This is a genomic window from Sanguibacter keddieii DSM 10542 (assembly GCF_000024925.1).
GTDB classification, from domain to species: Bacteria; Actinomycetota; Actinomycetes; order Actinomycetales; family Cellulomonadaceae; genus Sanguibacter; species Sanguibacter keddieii.
In genome coordinates this window covers 490207-507924 of record NC_013521.1, presented here as the reverse complement: position 1 = coordinate 507924, position 17718 = coordinate 490207, and the positions used below count along the sequence as shown (strand labels likewise).

18 protein-coding genes and 1 tRNA gene are annotated in these 17718 nt (G+C 71.4%); 7 read left to right on the top strand and 12 right to left on the bottom strand.

Annotation, left to right across the window (positions count from 1 at the left end):
- Positions 1-30 precede the first annotated feature (30 nt).
- A tRNA-Ser gene (locus tag SKED_RS02210) sits at positions 31-120 on the bottom strand.
- A gap of 213 nt (positions 121-333) precedes the next feature.
- On the opposite strand from SKED_RS02210, the gene SKED_RS02205 reads away from it, so the two are divergent.
- Positions 334-1809, top strand: coding sequence for an arabinan endo-1,5-alpha-L-arabinosidase (locus tag SKED_RS02205; RefSeq protein WP_012865486.1), 1476 nt, complete (start codon positions 334-336; stop codon positions 1807-1809).
- Between the two features lie 360 nt (positions 1810-2169).
- Entirely contained in the window at positions 2170-2976 is an 807-nt protein-coding gene (locus SKED_RS02200; RefSeq protein WP_012865485.1) for a Sir2 family NAD-dependent protein deacetylase, read from the top strand.
- A 28-nt stretch (positions 2977-3004) separates the two neighbouring features.
- On the opposite strand, the gene SKED_RS02195 is transcribed toward SKED_RS02200, so the two are convergent.
- The gene (locus SKED_RS02195) at positions 3005-3448 is read right to left on the bottom strand and encodes a nucleoside deaminase (RefSeq protein ID WP_012865484.1); all 444 of its coding nucleotides are present in this window, start codon (positions 3446-3448) and stop codon (positions 3005-3007) included.
- Positions 3449-3598: 150 nt separating this feature from the next.
- Here SKED_RS02195 and upp point away from each other — a divergent pair, with 150 nt between their 5' ends.
- The gene (gene upp, locus SKED_RS02190; protein WP_012865483.1) at positions 3599-4237 is read left to right on the top strand and encodes a uracil phosphoribosyltransferase; all 639 of its coding nucleotides are present in this window, start codon (positions 3599-3601) and stop codon (positions 4235-4237) included.
- Between the two features lie 394 nt (positions 4238-4631).
- Positions 4632-5252, top strand: a complete 621-nt coding sequence (locus SKED_RS02185) for a winged helix-turn-helix domain-containing protein (RefSeq protein ID WP_169310124.1) — start codon at positions 4632-4634, stop codon at positions 5250-5252.
- A 318-nt stretch (positions 5253-5570) separates the two neighbouring features.
- Here the strand turns inward: SKED_RS02185 and SKED_RS02180 are convergent, their stop codons facing one another.
- Entirely contained in the window at positions 5571-5876 is a 306-nt protein-coding gene (locus SKED_RS02180; protein ID WP_012865481.1) for a DUF1540 domain-containing protein, read from the bottom strand.
- A gap of 190 nt (positions 5877-6066) precedes the next feature.
- Here SKED_RS02180 and SKED_RS02175 point away from each other — a divergent pair, with 190 nt between their 5' ends.
- A complete protein-coding gene (locus SKED_RS02175) occupies positions 6067-6783 on the top strand; it encodes a SanA/YdcF family protein (protein ID WP_042437705.1) in 717 nt (238 codons plus the stop codon).
- Positions 6784-6885: 102 nt separating this feature from the next.
- Here SKED_RS02175 and SKED_RS02170 read toward each other — a convergent pair whose 3' ends face one another.
- The 9 genes from SKED_RS02170 to SKED_RS02135 all read right to left on the bottom strand — a co-directional run bounded on the left by SKED_RS02170 (position 6886) and on the right by SKED_RS02135 (position 14944).
- Positions 6886-7356 (bottom strand): heat shock protein transcriptional repressor HspR, encoded by a 471-nt coding sequence (locus tag SKED_RS02170; RefSeq protein WP_012865479.1) that lies wholly within the window; start codon positions 7354-7356, stop codon positions 6886-6888.
- 3 nt (positions 7357-7359) lie between these two features.
- A complete protein-coding gene (locus SKED_RS02165; RefSeq protein WP_012865478.1) occupies positions 7360-8358 on the bottom strand; it encodes a DnaJ C-terminal domain-containing protein in 999 nt (332 codons plus the stop codon).
- 171 nt (positions 8359-8529) lie between these two features.
- Complete coding sequence (locus SKED_RS02160) at positions 8530-9096, bottom strand: nucleotide exchange factor GrpE (protein ID WP_012865477.1); 567 nt, start codon at positions 9094-9096, stop codon at positions 8530-8532.
- Positions 9093-10952 carry a molecular chaperone DnaK gene (gene dnaK, locus SKED_RS02155; RefSeq protein ID WP_012865476.1) on the bottom strand — a complete coding sequence of 620 codons (1860 nt, stop codon included), beginning with the start codon at positions 10950-10952 and terminating at the stop codon, positions 9093-9095. Before dnaK ends, SKED_RS02160 begins: the two co-directional genes overlap by 4 nt.
- A gap of 313 nt (positions 10953-11265) precedes the next feature.
- Complete coding sequence (locus tag SKED_RS02150; protein ID WP_012865475.1) at positions 11266-12219, bottom strand: cold-shock protein; 954 nt, start codon at positions 12217-12219, stop codon at positions 11266-11268.
- Between the two features lie 85 nt (positions 12220-12304).
- Entirely contained in the window at positions 12305-12745 is a 441-nt protein-coding gene (locus tag SKED_RS02145; protein ID WP_143755624.1) for a carbohydrate-binding protein, read from the bottom strand.
- A 260-nt stretch (positions 12746-13005) separates the two neighbouring features.
- On the bottom strand, positions 13006-13182 hold the full coding sequence (locus SKED_RS19885; protein ID WP_143755623.1) for a PIN domain-containing protein: 177 nt from the start codon (positions 13180-13182) through the stop codon (positions 13006-13008).
- A 23-nt stretch (positions 13183-13205) separates the two neighbouring features.
- Entirely contained in the window at positions 13206-13415 is a 210-nt protein-coding gene (locus SKED_RS02140) for a type II toxin-antitoxin system VapB family antitoxin (RefSeq protein WP_012865473.1), read from the bottom strand.
- Between the two features lie 191 nt (positions 13416-13606).
- Positions 13607-14944, bottom strand: coding sequence for a lytic polysaccharide monooxygenase (locus SKED_RS02135; RefSeq protein WP_012865472.1), 1338 nt, complete (start codon positions 14942-14944; stop codon positions 13607-13609).
- Between the two features lie 286 nt (positions 14945-15230).
- On the opposite strand from SKED_RS02135, the gene SKED_RS02130 reads away from it, so the two are divergent.
- Both SKED_RS02130 and SKED_RS02125 read left to right on the top strand, forming a co-directional pair.
- The gene (locus SKED_RS02130; protein ID WP_012865471.1) at positions 15231-17087 is read left to right on the top strand and encodes a glycoside hydrolase family 3 protein; all 1857 of its coding nucleotides are present in this window, start codon (positions 15231-15233) and stop codon (positions 17085-17087) included.
- Between the two features lie 158 nt (positions 17088-17245).
- Positions 17246-17695, top strand: coding sequence for a hypothetical protein (locus tag SKED_RS02125; RefSeq protein WP_143755622.1), 450 nt, complete (start codon positions 17246-17248; stop codon positions 17693-17695).
- Positions 17696-17718: the final 23 nt, after the last annotated feature.

The following is a 17718-nucleotide window of genomic DNA, read 5'->3' as shown; positions in this document are numbered from 1 at the left end:
ATCTCTCGACGGGTGCAGCCGCTCTCACGGTGGCGGTAGCGGTGAGATTCGAACTCACGGTGGACTTTCACCCACACACGCTTTCGAGGCGTGCTCCTTAGGCCGCTCGGACACGCTACCTCGCCGAGAAGACTACCTGGAGATCGCCGGATGGCTAAATCGGCGCCGATCCGCGGCAGCCGAGAGGGCGTCGCCTGGTCGCCGGCGACGGGCGGGCCAGGACCTTGACCCCGCACCGGGAGGCAGATACGTTCGAGACCGACGTCCTACATCGATGTAGAACGTCGGACCACGAGCGGTCGACGACGACCGCACCGAGAGGACGGACACCCCGTGGAACGACCCCTCAGCACCCGAGCCGCAGCCCTGCTCGCCGCAGCGGCCCTCGCGCTCGTGACCGCAGCGGCACCCGCACCCGCTCCCCCGCCCGCTCCCGCCACAGGCGACTCGACGGCCGTCGCTGCCGTGGCTGCCGCGCCGGCTGGGGACCCCGTCGGCGGCAAGACGCTCGTCGGCGAGACCTCGCCCATCCACGACCCCGCCCTCGTGATCGACGACGACGGCACCTGGTACGCGTTCTCGACCGGGCGGGTCAACCGGGAGAACGGCGGCACCATCCAGATCGCCACCTCCCACGACGACGGCACCACCTGGGAGTACGCGGGCACCGTCTGGGACGAGATCCCGGCGTGGATCGACGACCACTTCTCCGACGGGGCGCTGCCCGACAACCTCTGGGCCCCCGAGGTCTACGAGCACGACGGCACTTACTACCTCTACTACTCGGCGTCGCGGTTCGGCACCGACGACTCCCTCACCGCGCTCGCCACCAACGTGACGCTCGACCCGACCGACCCCGACTACGAGTGGGTCGACCAGGGTCTCGTCGTCGAGTCCCCCGTCTCCGGGCTGCCGGGGGACGCGCGGTTCAACGCGATCGACGCCGGGATCGTCGAGGACGAGGACGGCAACCCCTTCATGGCCATCGGCTCGTTCTGGTACGGGATCTTCCTGGTGCCGCTCGAGTGGCCGAGCGGTAAGCCCGTCGACGGCTGGCAGGAGCAGACCGTCAACATCGCCGACAGGTTCGTCGCCGGCAACCCGATCGAGGCCCCGTACATCACGCACCGCGACGGCTACTACTACCTCTTCGTGTCCTTCGGGGCGTGCTGCCAGGGCGCCGACTCCACCTACCAGGTGGCCGTCGGGCGCTCAGAGTCCGTGACCGGCCCGTACCTCGACCGCGAGGGTCAGGACATGTACGGCGGCGGCGGGACGATCCTGCTCGAGGAGCACGGTGCCGTGGTGGGTCCGGGCGGGCAGTCGGTGTCCGGCGACTACCTGGCCTTCCACTACTACGACGCCTCCAACGAGGAGATCCCGTACTTCCCGACGCTCGGGATCCAGCGCCTCGACTGGGTCGACGGGTGGCCCGTGGCCGACCAGCGCGTCGAGCTGCCGACGGTCGCCGCGGGGCCGGCCGACGTGACTGTGGCCCCGGGCGCCGCCGCGACCTTCACGACCACGGCCACCGGAATCCCCTCCCCCGTGGTGGAGTGGGAGACCTCGACCGACGACGGCGCGACGTGGACCGACGTCGCCGTCCAGCCGCGGACCGTGCCCGGCGAGGCCTCCGCGAGCGCCGACGGGCCGTCGGCGGCAGCACAGGGCGTCGCCTCGTCGACCCTGAGCCTCGCCGAGGTCACCGCGGAGCAGGACGGCACCCTCGTCCGCGCCCGGGTGACGAACGCCCACGGGGCCACGGTCACCGAGACCGCAACGCTCACGGTCGTCGCACCCGAGCCCTGATCACGCCCGGACCAGGGTCAGCGCTCCGAGGGGTGGGCTCGGACGGGTGCGTGCTCGGACGGGGTGTTCTCGGAGGGCCGAAGGATCTGGGGAGGCGGGGGCGGCAGGCGGTCGTAGCCTGGGGAGGTGGACCATGCACAGCCCGAGACTCCCTCCCCCGCCTCCCTCTCCGCCCTGCCGCTCGCCTCGAGCGCGGTCGACGCGGCCGAGCTCCCGCAGGAACCTGCGGGAGCCTCGGCGCCGACCAGCGCGGAGGACGACGGCGCCCAGGACGCCGCGGGTGCCGCGCGTGAGCAGCGGGTGTCGCGACCGTCACCGCGACGCGACCACCCCGAGCCCTCCGAGGCCGACCTCGCGGCGATGCTCGACCTGCTGCGCGGTCGACGCTTCGCGGTGCTCACGGGTGCTGGTGTCTCGACCGACTCCGGTATCCCTGACTACCGTGGGCCCGACTCGCCGCCGCGCAACCCGATGACGTACCAGCAGTTCATCGGCGACGAGTCCTTCCGCCGGCACTACTGGGCCCGTAACCACGTGGGCTGGCGGCACGTGGAGCGGACGAGCCCGAACGAGGGCCACCGCGCCCTGACGCGCCTGGAGCAGGCCGGGCTCGTGACGGGCATCATCACGCAGAACGTCGACACCCTGCACGTGGTGGCGGGGGCGGAGAACGTCGTCGACCTGCACGGCAGCTTCGACCGGGTGGTGTGCCTCGACTGCGGGCACGTGGTGTCCCGCGAGTCGCTCGCGACGCGGCTGGAGGAGGCGAACCCCGGGTTCGTCGAGTCCATCGGTGACGTCGCCGACATCGAGATCGCGCCTGACGCCGACGCCGTGATCGAGACGACTGCGCACTTCCGTCCGGTCGCCTGCGAGGTGTGCGGCGGCACGCTCAAGCCCGACATCGTGTACTTCGGCGAGATGGTCCCGAAGGCACGGGTGGCCCGCGCCTTCGCGATGGTCGACGAGGCGGAGGTGCTGCTGGTCGCCGGGTCGTCGCTCACGGTCCACTCCGGCCTGAGGTTCGTCAAGCACGCCGCCAAGGCGGGCATCCCGGTGATCATCGTCAACCGTGGGGAGACCCGCGGCGACCCCCTCGCGACCCTCACGGTCGATGCGGGGGCGACGCAGACCCTCGAGGCGATCGCGCGGGCGCTCGCTCCGTGACGTCGTGCCGGGCGCGTGGGCGGGTGGCTCAGGCGCGAGGAACTCGGTGGTCCGCGAAGAAGTCGAGGAGCAACGCGGCGCACTCCGCCTCACGGACACCGCCCACCACCTCGACGCGGTGGGTCGAGCGGCGATCGCGCACGAGGTCCCACATCGACCCGGTGGCGCCCGCCTTGTCGTCCCAGGCTCCGAGGACGAGCCGGGGCACGCGGGCGAGCATCGTCGCCCCCGCGCACATGACGCAGGGCTCGAGCGTCACGACGAGCGTGCATCCGGTGAGCCGCCACTCGCCGAGGGTCTGGGCGGCCTCGCGCAGCGCGAGCACCTCGGCGTGCGCCGTGGGGTCCCCCGCGGCCTCGCGGGCGTTGTGGCCGCGGCCGATCACAGTGCCGTCGGGGCCGACGACGACCGCGCCCACCGGCACGTCGCCGGTCTCGAGGGCGAGCCGCGCCTCGTCGATCGCCAGACCCATGAGCTGGTCCAGCTCGGGACGGGGCACGGGTCGGGGCGCGGAGCCTGGGGCCGTGGGCGAGGTCATGGCGGCGAGCCTACCCGCGGGGCCGCTCTGCCCTCGGGCCCGAGGTCGCACGCACGGGTCCGGGTGACGCTGTAGGTTGTCACCATGCGCTTGCACGTCGCCGACCACCCTCTGGTGGCCCACAAACTCACCGTCCTCCGTAACAAGGAGACGGCGTCCCCGACGTTCCGCCTCCTCGTCGACGAGCTCGTCACCCTCCTGGCCTACGAGGCCACCCGCGAGGTCGCGACCGAGCCCCACACCATCTCCACGCCCGTCGCCGAGACCATCGGCACCCGCATCGCGGACCCGCGTCCGCTCGTTGTGCCGATCCTGCGGGCCGGCCTCGGCATGCTCGACGGCATGACGCGCCTACTGCCGACCGCCGAGGTCGGGTTCCTGGGGATGCAGCGCAACGAGGAGACCCTCGAGGCCGTCACGTACGCGAACCGTCTCCCGGACGACCTCACCGGTCGCCAGTGCTTCCTCGTCGACCCCATGCTCGCGACCGGCGGCACGCTCGTCGCAGCGATCGACTTCCTGCTCAAGCGGGGCGCGCGCGACGTCACCGTCGTGTGCCTGCTCGCCGCACCCGAGGGCCTCGAGGTCCTCGAGAAGGCCGTCGGCGACCGCGGGGACGTGAAGGTGGTCGTCGCTGCTGTGGACGAGCGCCTGGACGAGAACGCGTACATCATCCCGGGGCTCGGGGACGCCGGGGACCGCCTGTACGGCGTGGTCGACTGACGGTCGACCCGACACGGGTGTTCGCTGCGGGCCGTGGTCTCCTCTCGGAGGCCGCGGCCCGCAGCCGTTCCGCGGGTCGCACGCACCACTCCGACGCGACCGGCCTGCGATGCACGACCTGTGGCCCGCGGCGGCCTGCACCTCGCATCGCGCCGTCTCGACGGGTGAGCACCCTGTCGTATCGTCATCTGAGACTGCACCTCCTACCCCTGGCCGTGGCGCGTCTCGTCTGAGAGTGTGCGCGGGTGAGCCTCCCGCGCCCGATCGTCGACACCTCCTCGCAGGTGCTGCTCGACGTGCGCGCGTGCGGCCGTGCGTGTTGTCGGTCCTGACCACCGAGCCCAGGACCGACCTTCCCCGCCCGACGGCGGAGACCGCACCCCCGGAGACCGCCATGACGGCACCCGCAGACCTCGCAGCACCTGCACGACGGCTCGACGCCCCGCCGACGTCACCGCGCCCGCAGCACGGCTTCCTGCTCTGGGTCGGCATCGACCCGCAGGACCGCTCCCGCCAGGCGGCAGACATCATCGAGCTCGCCGAGACGCTCGGTGAGCTGGCTCGCGAGCTGCTGCCCACCGCCGAGACCTACACGGCGCTGTCCCTCGGCGGGGCCGGGGGCACCGGGCAGCGACCGGTCGAGATCGACGGGCTCGGGGACCGGCTCGCGCACCTCGAGGTGGTCGACCGACCTCGAGAGCCACGGCTCACCGTCGACCTGGGATCGCGGCAGGTGGCGGTCGACGGCCGGGAGCAACGACTCACCTACAAGGAGTTCGAGCTGCTGGCCTACCTCGTGGCCGCTCCTGGCCGGGTGGTCGGGCGGTCCGAACTCTTCGCGTCGGTCTGGCGGTCGCGGCCCGCTGAGCCGGGCTCGCGCACCATCGACGTCCACGTGCGGCGGCTGCGCGACAAGCTCGGGCTGCACCACGAGATCCTCACGGTCCGCGGAGCGGGCTACCGGTACGAGGCGTCGGCGCGGGTCGAGGTCGTGGAGGCCCGGCGCGCCGGGTGACGGTCGGGGCTGACGGCTCAGGGTCGACGTGTCGCAGGGGGACACGCCGGGCATGCGGCCGTCGCGCGAGGCGCCGGTCGCGCAGGTACAGGGCGGCGTGCCGGTCGCGCGGCGCCCTGGGCGCAGCGGGACCTGGCCGCAGCGGGGCCTAGGCCCCGGGACGCAGACAGCCGGTCCACCCGAGGGTGGACCGGCTGTCGGTGCTGAGGTCGTTGCGCGCGGGTGGGGGCCGACGCGTCCTGGCCCGGCGAGAGGCTGAGGGACGCTGGCGCGCTGCGGTGTCCAGCAGGGGGCGCTCGTCGTGAGACGGCGCAGGTATCAGCGCGGGGTGTAGGTGAGGCAGTCCGCGAGGTCGCCGGCCGAAGAGCCCGCACCGATGCGGATCGAGGAGGCCGTGCACTCGAGGGCGACGTTGTTCGCGCACTCGGAGCGCTGGCAGGCGCCGACATGGGCGACGACCTTGTCGAGGCCACCCTTCGCGGACAGCGGGATGAAGGTGGCGCACTCGGCGGCACCGGCGTGGCCGGCGACCGTCACGGCGCCGGCGTGGCACCCGTCGTGGTTGTAGCCGCAGGACGCGACCGAACACTCGCTGACGTGGGGCAGGTCCAGAAGTGCACTCATGATTCCTCCAGCTGTGGTGGCGATGCTCTCGGTGGCACGTGGGGGGTTCTGACGTGCTTTTCCATCACCGTAGACCGCCGAAGAAATGCTGTATAGCAAGCAAGGACTTACTTACCTGGCGCCATTTGTCGAATGAATAGCGCACGTTCTTGTTGCATAAACGGTCTGACCTGGCCCGTACGATGTGGGCATGGCACCCACACGACCTCCGCGCCCTTCCTCCGGCGGGGTCGCTGGGATCCTCCGGAACCGTCGGGTGCGCGTGGGGGTCGGGGTGGTCGCCGGTCTCACGCTCCTCGCGGTCGCCGGGCCGGTGGTGTTCGTCCAGGCGCGGGCCGCCGACCACATGTACACGGCGGACGACGTCCCCGCGACGCCCGTCGCGCTCGTGCTCGGCGCGCGGGTCTACGACGACGGGACACCCTCGCAGTTCTTGCGGGCACGACTCGACCTCGCCGTCGAGCTGTACGGCGCCGGGTCGGTCGAGGTCCTGCTGGTGCCCGGGGACGGGCGGCCGGACCACAACGACGAGCCGGCGGCGATGCGCCGGTACCTCGTCGAGCAGGGCGTGCCTGCCGAGGCGATCATCCAGGACTCGGCGGGCTTCGACACCTACGACTCGTGCGTCCGGGCGGACAAGGTCTACGGCGTCGGTGCGCTCACCGTCGTCACGCAGAGCTTCCACCTCGCCCGCGCGGTGACGACCTGCCGCGCTGTGGGGGTCGACGCGGTCGGCGTCGGCGACACGACCGTCAAGTCACGCCGCGCCACCTGGGCGAAGACCACCCTGCGCGACCAGCTCGCCGCCATGAAGACCGTCGTCGACCTCGTGACGAAGCGTGAGCCGCTCCTCGGCCCGCCCGACGACGCCGTCCAGACGGCGTTGGCGACGGCCCAGACACACTGAGCCAGCCAGCCATCCTCGAGTTCGTGAGTTCGGAGAGAGTTCGTGACCCCTACGGCACGAACTCGCTCGAAAGTCACGAACTCGCCGGGCGGGCCGGGCGGGTCAGCGCTGGGGGCGCCAGAGGACGAGGGCGGCGCGCTCGTCGGCCTCGACGACCGTCTCGCCGCCGCGGCGCCACCCGGTGCGGCGCAGGCGGCGGCCGCCGCGGACCGCGACGACGTCACCCGACGACGCCGCGGTGAAGATGCGGGAGCCGGGGTCGGCCGCCGCGGCGAGGAGCTCGACGCGGTGCTCGAGCACGCGGACCTGCGCCTCGAGGTCGAGGATCCGCTTGATGCCGGCGAGGTTGATGCCCTCGTCCTGGCTGAGGCGCTGGACCTCGACGAGCTGGAGGACGTCGCGCCGCGAGTAGCGGCGACCGCGCCCGGGCGAGCGCTGCGGGGACACGATACCGAGCCGGTCGTACTGCCGCAGGGTCTGCGGGTGCATGCCGGCGAGCTCGGCCGCCCGCGAGATGACGAACACCGGCTCGTCGTCCCGCGGGGGCGGGGTCTGCGTTCCGCGCTGCGCCATGGCCTACTCCTTCGCTCGTGCGACGAGGTCTTCCCGGACGTTCTCACCACCCGTGGCGGCGGCGAAGGCCTCGACCGCCTCACGTGCTGCCTTGGAGAGCTTCTGCGGCACCGCGACCTGCACGGTGACCAGCAGGTCTCCAGTCTGCTTCGCGGTCTTGACGCCACGGCCCTTGACACGCAGGACACGACCGGACGGCGTGCCCTCGGCGACCTTGACCTTGACGCTCGAGCCGTCGAGGGTCGGGACCTCGAGCTGCGTGCCGAGCGCGGCCTCGGGGAAGGTCACGGGGACGGTGATGCGCAGGTTGTGGCCGTCGATGCTGAAGACGGGGTGGGGCGTCACGGTCACGGCGACCACGAGGTCGCCCGCGGGGCCGCCGCCGGTGCCGGGGCGTCCCTTGCCGCGGAGGCGGATCTTCTGGCCGTCGCGCACACCCGCCGGGATGCGCGCCGTCATCTGCCGCCCGTCGACGGTCAGCGTCACGGTGCAGCCCTCGACCGCCTCGCGGAAGGGCAGGGTCGCCGCGGTGGTGAGGTCCTGCCCGGCCTGGGGGCGGGCCTGCTGGCGGAACCCGCCGGGCGCACCGCCCGCGCCGCCGAACATGGAGCTGAGGATGTCGTCGAAGCCGTCGGGCATCCCGCCGCCACCACCGGCGTACTGCTGGCGGCCTCCGCCGCCACCGCCGAACATCCCGCCGAAGACGTCCTCGAAACCTGCCGAGCCGCCGCGTCCTCCGCTGCCCGCGGAGAACCGTGCACCGCCGCCAGCCATCGCGCGGACGGCGTCGTACTGCTGGCGCTGCTCGGAGTCGGAGAGCACCGAGTAGGCCTCGCCGATCTCCTTGAACTTGCTCTCGGCCTTGGGGTCGCCGGCGTTCTGGTCCGGGTGGTACGTGCGGGCGAGCTTGCGGTACGCCTTCTTGATGGCCGCGTCGTCGGCGTCCTTCGAGACGCCCAGGGAGGCGTAGAAGTCCTTCTCGATCCAGTCCTGACCGGTCAAGGCGTCTCCTTCCTCGTGGGTGAGCTGCAGCGCTCACCGGTAGCAGTGTGAAGTATGGGACCGGCTATCGCCGGTGTGCCGCGCCCGCTCTCGCGGGGCGACGACCGAGGCCCGGGACCGCCTCGCGCCCGTCGGTGTCGACGGCGAGGCGGTCCCGGGCTCAGGGGTGCGTCAGGCCTCGGGCCCGACGACGGCGACGCGTGCGGCTCGCACCACGCGGTCACCGATGCGGTACCCGACCTCGACGACGTGCTGGACCGTGGTGGTCTGCGCGTCGGGCGACGTCTGGTGCATGAGCGCCTCGTGGACGGCGGGGTCGAACTCCTCCCCCGCCTCCCCGTACTGCTCGACGCCGAAGCGGGTGAGCGTCGCGGTCAGTTTGTCCGCGATCGACTCGAAGGGACCGGTGAGGTCTCCCGCCTGCCGTGCTCGTGAGACGTCGTCCAGCACCGGGAGGAGCCCGACGAGGAGCTCCTCGATGCCTCGTGCACGTGCCGCCTCCTGCTCGCGCTTGGCGCGCTTGGAGAAGTTCACGTACTCCGCGTTGAGCCGCTGGAGGTCCGAGAGGCGGTCGGCCGACTCGGCCTGCGCCTTCTCGAGCTCCGTGAGCTCGGCCGCGGGTGCGGCCGGTGCTGCGTCGACGTCGAAGGCCTCGGCGGACGGCTCGAAGTCGAGACCTTCCAGGGGGTCGTTGCCTTCGGGCGTGTTCTCGGCGCCCGTGCCCTCGTTGCTCGTCACTTCTTGTCGTCCTCGTCGTCGACGATCTCTGCGTCCACGACGTCCTCGTCAGAGGAGGTCGAGGAGGCGTCGGCGTCGGCCGGTGCACCCTCGGGAGCCTCGGACTGCTGGGCGTAGAGCGCCTCGCCGATCTTCTGCGCGACCGTGTTGAGGGTCTCCTGCTTGGCCTTGATCTCGGCGATGTCGGTGCCCTCGAGCGCCGTCTTCACCTCGTCGACCGCGGTCTGGACCTCAGTGCGGACGTCCTCCGAGAGCTTGTCCTCGTTGTCCTTGAGGAGCTTCTCGGTCGAGTACGCGAAGGACTCGGCCTGGTTGCGGGTCTCGGCCTCCTCGCGGCGGGCCTTGTCCTCGGCCGCGTGCTCCTCGGCCTCGCGGACCATGCGGTCGATGTCCTCCTTCGGCAGCGCGGAGCCACCGGTGATGGTCATCGACTGCTCCTTGTTCGTGCCGCGGTCCTTGGCGGACACGTGGACGATGCCGTTGGCGTCGATGTCGAAGGCGACCTCGACCTGCGGCACGCCGCGCGGCGCGGGAGCGATGCCCGTGAGCTCGAAGGTGCCCAGCGGCTTGTTGTCGCGGGCGAACTCGCGCTCACCCTGGAACACCTGGATGAGGACGGACGGCTGGTTGTCCTCGGCGGTCGAGAAGATCTCGGAGCGCTTGGTCGGGATGGCCGTGTTGCGCTCGATGAGCTTGGTCATCACGCCGCCCTTGGTCTCGATGCCGAGGGAGAGCGGGGTGACGTCGATGAGCAGGATGTCCTTGCGCTCACCCTTGATGACACCGGCCTGGAGGGCAGCGCCGACGGCGACGACCTCGTCCGGGTTGACGCCCTTGTTGGGCTCCTTGCCACCGGTGAGCTCCTTGACGACGTCCGTCACCGCAGGCATGCGGGTCGAGCCACCGACGAGGACGATGTGGTCGATGTCGCTGATGGAGACGCCTGCGTCGCGGATGACGGCGTGGAACGGTGCCTTCGTCCGGTCGAGGAGGTCCTGGGTCATCTGCTGGAACTGCGCACGCGTGAGCTTGGAGTCCAGGTGGATGGGGCCGTTCTCGCTCATCGAGAGGTACTGCATCGAGATGTTGGTGCTGGTGGCCGAGGAGAGCTCCTTCTTGGCCTGCTCAGCAGCCTCGCGCAGACGCTGGAGGGCGATCTTGTCCTTCGACAGGTCGACACCCGAGGAGTTCTTGACCTCCTTGATGAGGTGCTCGACGATCCGGCTGTCCCAGTCGTCACCACCGAGGCGGTTGTCACCGGAGGTCGCGCGGACCTGGATGGTCGAGAAGTCGTCCTCGTCCTTGCCCACCTCGAGGAGGGAGACGTCGAAGGTCCCGCCACCGAGGTCGAAGACGAGGATGAGCTCGTCCTCCTTGCCCTTCTCGAGGCCGTAGGCGAGGGCGGCGGCGGTGGGCTCGTTGACGATGCGCAGGACGTTGAGGCCGGCGATCTGGCCGGCGTCCTTGGTCGCCTGGCGCTCGGCGTCGTTGAAGTACGCGGGGACGGTGATGACGGCGTCCGTCACGGCCTCGCCCAGGTACTCCTCGGCGTCGCGCTTGAGCTTGCCGAGGATGCGCGCGGAGAGCTCCTGCGCGGAGTACTTCTTGTCGTCGACCTCGACCGACCAGTCGGTGCCCATGTGGCGCTTGACCGACGCGATGGTGCGGTCGACGTTGGTGACGGCCTGGCGCTTGGCGATCTCGCCGACGAGGACCTCGCCGGTCTTGGAGAACGCGACGACGGAGGGGGTGGTGCGAGCGCCCTCGGCGTTCGCGATGACGGTGGGCTCGCCACCTTCGAGGACGGAGACGACGGAGTTGGTGGTACCGAGGTCGATGCCGACTGCACGTGCCATGGGTGATGCCTTCCTTCCGAACACCGGCCGGGTCGCGGTGCTGGTGCACCTGCGGGGCCCGGACCGACTGCGATTGAGTCTGTTCCACTCAAGTCTGCACCCGGCCGGATCGGAGAGCAACCCGCCTGGGTCAAACTTGAGTCTGCTTGGCTCAACCTTGAGGCACCCGATCGTATTCCCGTCCTGCACTGGCGCAGCTCCGAGGCTGCGCGCGGGGGCGTCGACCGGACCGAGCGCGGCGAGATCACCGCCGCGCCCAGTCCGGCCCGGCCCGGTCGTCGCAGGACGGCGGGCTCAGGACGTCAGGCCTCGCTCAGGCCAGGTCGACCCGGTCTGCCTGCGGCCCGCGGTCGCTCTGCCGCACCTGGAAACGGACCCGGTCGCCCTCGTACAGCTCCTGGCCCTCCCGCACGACCGAGACGTGCACGAAGAGGTCCGGGCCGCCGGAGTCGGGCGTGATGAAGCCGAAACCGCGCTCTGCGTCGTAGCGCGCCACGACACCCTCGCCGCCGCGCGCCGGGGCGCGGGACGCCTCCGGACGCTGGGACCCGCCACGGCCCGGGGCGCTGCGGGCACCCCGGCCCGTCCCGCCCACGACCCGGACGTCCTGAGCCTGCGGACCCCGGTCGCCGGGCACGACGCTGAAGCTCACGCGATCGCCCTCGACCAGCTCGGTGGCTCCTCCGGCGAGCGACCGGGCGTGGACGAAGGCGTCCGGCTCCCCGGAGTCGGGGGTGACGAAGCCGAAGCCCTTGCCCGCGTCGTACCAGCTCACGGTGCCGTCAGCGCCGTCGGCACCGGCGGGACCCGCGGCCTGCGCGCCGGCAGCCTGAGCGGCGAGCGGCAGGAGGTGGTCCGCCTGCGGCCCCTTCTCGCCCTCGACGACGAGGAACGCGACCCGCTGCCCCTCGGCGATCACGCCTCCACCGACGATGGCGGAGCTGTGCGCGAAGATCTCGGCCCCTCCACCGTCGGGCGTCACGAAGCCGTAGCCCTTGGTCGGCTCGTACCAGGTGACGGTGCCGAGCTGGCCCAGGGCTGCCTCGACGGCGCTGTCGCCGGTGATCTGGACTCGGCGGGCCTGCGGACCGCGGTCGCCCTCGCCGATCTCGAACTCGACGGACTGGCCCTCGCGGAGCGACTGGGTCCCGTCGTCGTTGCCGACGATCTCGGACGCGTGGACGAACAGGTCATCGGCGCCGTCGTCGAGGGCTAGGAAGCCAAACCCTCGCTCGGCGTCGAACCAGCGGACGGTTCCCTGGGGCACGGTGGACTCCTCATGTTGACGGTGGTTGCTGCTCCCAGTGTCCCCGACGAGAGCCGCGGGACGCTCACCGCCTGCCGGACCACCGCTAGACCACCGACACGATCCTCCACACAGCCCGGTCCTTGATCAGGCCCGGGTCGCCGGAACCACGGTGCGCGACGACCGCCTCGTAGACCAGCCCGTCGTGCACCACGCGGTCACCCGCCGCGTAGTCCGCCCAGGCGTCCCACGCCGGGTACGGCTGCGTGGGGTCGGGCGGGAGGACCGTCGGCGCCTTGTCGACGGCGACCGGGGTGACGCCCCGCGGCACCGCGACGTCGACGACCGCCAGCAGATCGGCAGACCCACCCTGGCCCTCGTCGGTCCCCTCGGCGACCGCCACCGCGCTGGCGGCAGGGACGTACAGGCTCTGGTCCGCCCGCGCCGGGGAGGCCGTCGACGGGGGCGCCGCGGCGCCGACCGCGACCACACCCACCAGGGCGAGACTCGTGAGCATCACCTGGGCCCTGCGTCGTTCTCGTGACATGACATCCTCCTCGTGACGATCGGTGCGTCGGGTGACATATCGGGGGGTGTCGACGACCGTACGGACGGCACCTGAGGTCCGCCTGGACGCAGCGTGCGACTCTCCTGAGACCGGCGACGTCGACCGTCGGGGCCGTCGACCAGGAGACCGCCCCGGAGGGGACGTGCACGAGGACGAGACGGTGGGCTCATGGGCGAGGACGTGATGGCCGTCGCGACGGCCCCGGTGCACGCTGGCAGGGACGTGCGCCGGCTGCTACCTCACAGGCTCCCGCGCGGCGCGACCCACTCGTGCGACAACCTCGGCTCGACCGAGGCGATGTGCTCGTAGTCGGCGTCGTAGTGGATCACCGTGGCACCGTGCTCGATCGCCAGAGCAGCGACGAGCGTGTCGATCGCGCCTGCGGCGCGCACCTTCCCCCCCGCGACCTCTGCCACCGAGGCCGCTGCTGCGGCATCTCTCACCTGCGAGCCCGCAGCCGGATCCCAGGCTCCAGCAGGTCGCCGAGCGACTCCATCCCGATGATCGCGTCGATCGCACGGTGCTGCTCTGCCCGGGCGACCACCTGCTCGAGGGCGGAGGTGATCGCACCGCGCTCGGTCGTCGCGCCAGTCACCCTCATCGCCTGCTCGACGAGACCGGCAGGCAGGTCGACGCTCGTCATCTCCATGCCCCACTCCTCTCATGTACCTAGATGGGCATCATCATCCGGGAGGCTGTGCGTCGAGTCCAGGGGCCCCCGGGAGACGGCGGCGCACGATGGCCCCGGCGCGGGTGCGCCGGGGCCACCTCAGCCGGTCCACGGACTACCGTCAGACGCCATGGCGCGTCGACATCGATGGACCGCGGTGCCGACCAGGGTCAGGCGGCCTCGTCGACCACCCTCCACAGCGACAGCGCGTGGATCCAGCCCGGGTCGCCGTGGCCCTGGTAGCTCTGGACCGCCTCGTAGACGAGGCCGTCGTGCGTGACACGGTCGCCGACCGTGTACGCCGCGAAGGGGTCCCACACCGGGTACAGGGGTCCGTCACCCTGCTCGGTGGTCACCGAGAACGGGTCGCTCGCGCTCGAGGCACCGGTCGCGTCGTGCGCGACGACCGTGTAGTGGTACGTGGTCGACGGCGCCAGGCCCTCGTCGAGGTACCGGACGTCTGAGGTGGTGCCCACCTCGACAGGCTGACCCGAGCCGGTGGCACGCAGCACCGTGTAGTGCGTGACCGCCGCAGGACCGGTGGAGCCGGTCCACATGAGGTCGACGCTCGTGCTCGTGGTCGCCATCGAGTGCAGGGACGACGGAGCCGTCGGCCCGTCTGCCCCGTCGGGCCCGGTGGTCGCGACCGACAGGGCCTCGCTGTGCCGGGAGACCGCGCCGTCGACGTCGACCGCGCGGACCGTGTAGCCGTAGCTCGTCGACGCCCGGAGACCGGAGTCCTGGAACGTGGTGGTCGGCGTGCTGCCGACCTTCGCGCCGTCACGGTAGACGTCGTAGTGGTCGATGCCGTCGGACGCAGACGCCTGCCAGGTGAGGTCGACGGTTGACGAAGAGCTCATCGCCGCCAGCCCGGTCGGGGCGTCGGGGACGTCAGCCTCGGGCCCGTCACCCTGGATGTCGACGTCGATCGCGTTGTAGAACGCGTTCGCCGTGTCGGCGACGTCCCACACGGCGTAGATGACGTGGTAGCCGTGGTGGTCGGCCGGGACGTCGATCGTGTGCACCGGGTTGGTGGTGGCCGGGGTCCCGTCGTGCTCGATGGTGGTGAGCTCCTCGAGCACTGCCCTGGTCAGCGGTGCGTTCTGGTCCCATCCCTCCTTGGTGATGTAGTAGGTCCACTTGCTGGTGCGGTGCGGGGCCGTGTAGTGCCAGGTGATGATGTTCGGGCCCGGCGTGATCTCGTTCTTGACCCAGCGGTCCGAGGTCTGCTCGTCCAGGTTTCCCCCGAACAGCCCGCCTGCCGACGCGAGCTGGCCGTCGGCCGGCCCGCCCTCGGGGAAGCCCTTGGGCCCCTCGAGGCTCTGCGGCTCGAACTGCACCGCCCCGAGGTTCACGTTCTCCCGGAGGGCGGCGCGGGCGACCATGTCCGCCCCCTCTCCTCCGACGTACCCGTGGGCAGACGCGGGTGCCGTCCCGATGACGGCGAGCGCCCCGACGAGGACGAGGCTGGTCAGCCCGGCCCTGATGGATCTGTGCGTTCTCGACATGCGTGCCTCCTGCGGTATGGCCGACCGGCTGGTCCGCTCGGCGCGGTGCGGCCAACATAGGACTTTGGTCCTATACGACACAAGGATTCCACGGAGGCCCCTTTGTCGCTCCTGCGGTGATCCGCTCCCGTCAGACGGATTCCCGCACCGGCCGTCCGGTCGGCGAGGGCGACCGCCAGCCGGCGTCGTGACGCACAAGCCGGACATGTATACGCTTACATCAGACCTCCGCGCCGGCCCCGCACCCGTTGCGAGCCCGGCAGACCCTCGGACCGAAGGACCCCTCGTGCCCACTCCCCTGACCACCCTGACCGCCCCCGACGGGACCGTCTTCCGCGATCTCGACAAGGACGGCGTCATGGCGCCGTTCGAGGACCCCCGCGAGAGCGTCGAGACCCGCGTCGAGGACCTGCTCGGACGCATGAACCTCGAGGAGAAGGCGGGTCTGATGTTCCAGACCGTCATCGAGACGAGCCCCGACGGGACCCTTGTCGAGCAGACCGGCGCGATCAGCAAGTCCCCGACCACCGTCGTGGTCCAGGAGAAGCTGCTCAACCACTTCAACGTGCACGTGCTGCCCGAGGGCCGCCTCGCCGCCCGCTGGCACAACAACCTGCAGGCCGTCGCCGAGCAGACCCGCCTGGGCATCCCCGTGACCGTCTCGACCGACCCGCGGCACGCCTTCCACGAGAACACCGGGGCGTCCTTCGCGGCCGGGCACTTCTCGCAGTGGCCCGACTCCCTCGGCCTCGCCGCGATCGGCGACACCGAGCTGGTCCGCCAGTTCGCCGACGCCGCCCGCCAGGAGTACCTGTCCGTGGGCATCCGCGCGGCGCTGCACCCCTGCGTCGACCTCGCGACCGAGCCCCGCTGGGCCCGCCAGCTCAACACCTTCGGTGAGACGTCCCAGCTGGTCAGCGACTTCACCGCCGCCTACCTCGACGGGCTCCAGGGCCCCGGCGGCGCGCTGAGCGCCGAGTCGGTCGCCTGCACCACCAAGCACTTCCCCGGCGGCGGCCCGCAGAAGGACGGCGAGGACGCGCACTTCCCCTACGGCCGCGAGCAGGTCTACACCGGAGGGACCTTCGAGGAGCACCTCGCGCCCTTCAAGGTCGCCCTCGAGCACAAGACCGCCGCGATGATGCCGTACTACGGCATGCCCGTGGACCTCGAGATCGACGGGGAGAAGATCGAGGAGGTCGGCTTCGGCTACAACAAGCAGATCGTCACCGGGCTGCTCCGCGAGCAGATGGGCTTCGACGGCGTGGTCGTCACCGACTGGGAGCTCGTCAACGACAACAAGGTCGCGACCGGACAGGTGCTGCCCGCCCGCGCGTGGGGCGTCGAGCACCTCGACGCACCGGGGCGCATGGAGAAGATCATCCACGCCGGCTGCGACCAGTTCGGCGGCGAGGAGTGCCCCGACCTGCTCGTCCAGCTCGTCCGCGAGGGACGCGTCACCGAGGACCGCATCGACGCCTCCGTGCGCCGCCTGCTCCGCGTGAAGTTCGAGCTCGGGCTCTTCGACGACCCCTATGTCGACGAGGACGCGGCCGACGAGATCGTCGGGCGCGCCGACCTCGTCGCCGCGGGCCTCGCCGCGCAGAGCCGCTCGGTCACCGTGCTGAAGAACGGCGACGTCGACGGCAGCCCCGTCCTGCCGCTCACCGGCAGCCAGCGCGTGTACGTCGTCGGCATGTCCGACGAGGACGCCGCCCGCCTCGGGACCGTCGTGACCGACCCGGCCGACGCCGACGTCGCCGTCGTGCGCCTCCCCGCCCCGTGGGAGCACCGCGACTCGATGTTCCTCGAGGCCTGGTTCCACCAGGGGTCGCTCGACTTCTCCGCCGAGACCGTCGCGCAGGTCACCGAGCTCGCCGCGCAGGTGCCCGTCGTCCTCGACGTCATGCTCGACCGCCCCGCGATCCTCACGCCGCTCGTCGACGTCGCGACCGCGATCGTCGGCACCTACGGGACGTCCGACCCGGCGCTCGTCGCCGCGCTGACCGGCGAGGTCAAGCCTGAGGGGCGCCTGCCGTTCCAGCTGCCCCGTTCGATGGAGGCTGTCGCGGCGTCACGCCCGGATGTCGCGTCCGACACGACCGACCCGGTGTTCCCGGTGGGGCACGGGCTGAGCATCTGACGGCCTGGGGATCGAGTACCTCCGTAGACGTCGGTACCGGCTCCCTCTCGGGGCGCCGGTACCGACATCCTCTCTGGCCCTCACATGTGTGCTCGACTGGCACGTGAACGCTCGACGAGCACCACAGAATCTACACAGACCTCACTTATCCTTCTCTCATGACCCGTCGCGACGCCCGTAGAGCTCTTTCGATCGCTGTCGTGACGGTCCCGGTGATGACGATCGTCGGGTGGATCCTGGGGCTCCCCGCCTGGAGCCAGGCCGACCCGCCGCCGGACGCGCTCGTGGGCGCTGCCTACGGTGCCGCGGTCGGTGCGGTCATCAGCGTCGTCGGCGCCTACGTGGCGAAGATCCGGCTGGCCCTCTGGGCCGCTCCGGACCCCGAGAGCGACACGACCGCCTTCCGCGCCGAGCAGCGCGCCGTCCGCGACGCCGTCGTCCGGACCTTCCCCTCGGGGCTCACGGTCATGGCCTTCGCCGCCGGCATCGGGCTGCTCTCCCCCACGCCGGCCAGCCGACTCGCACCTGCGGTCGGCCTGGCCATCGTGCTCTTCATGTTCCACGCCCGCGTCCGCGCGAACCGCCAGGACCTCTCCCTCGAGGGCTGACGCCCGTCGCGGTCACCTCGACC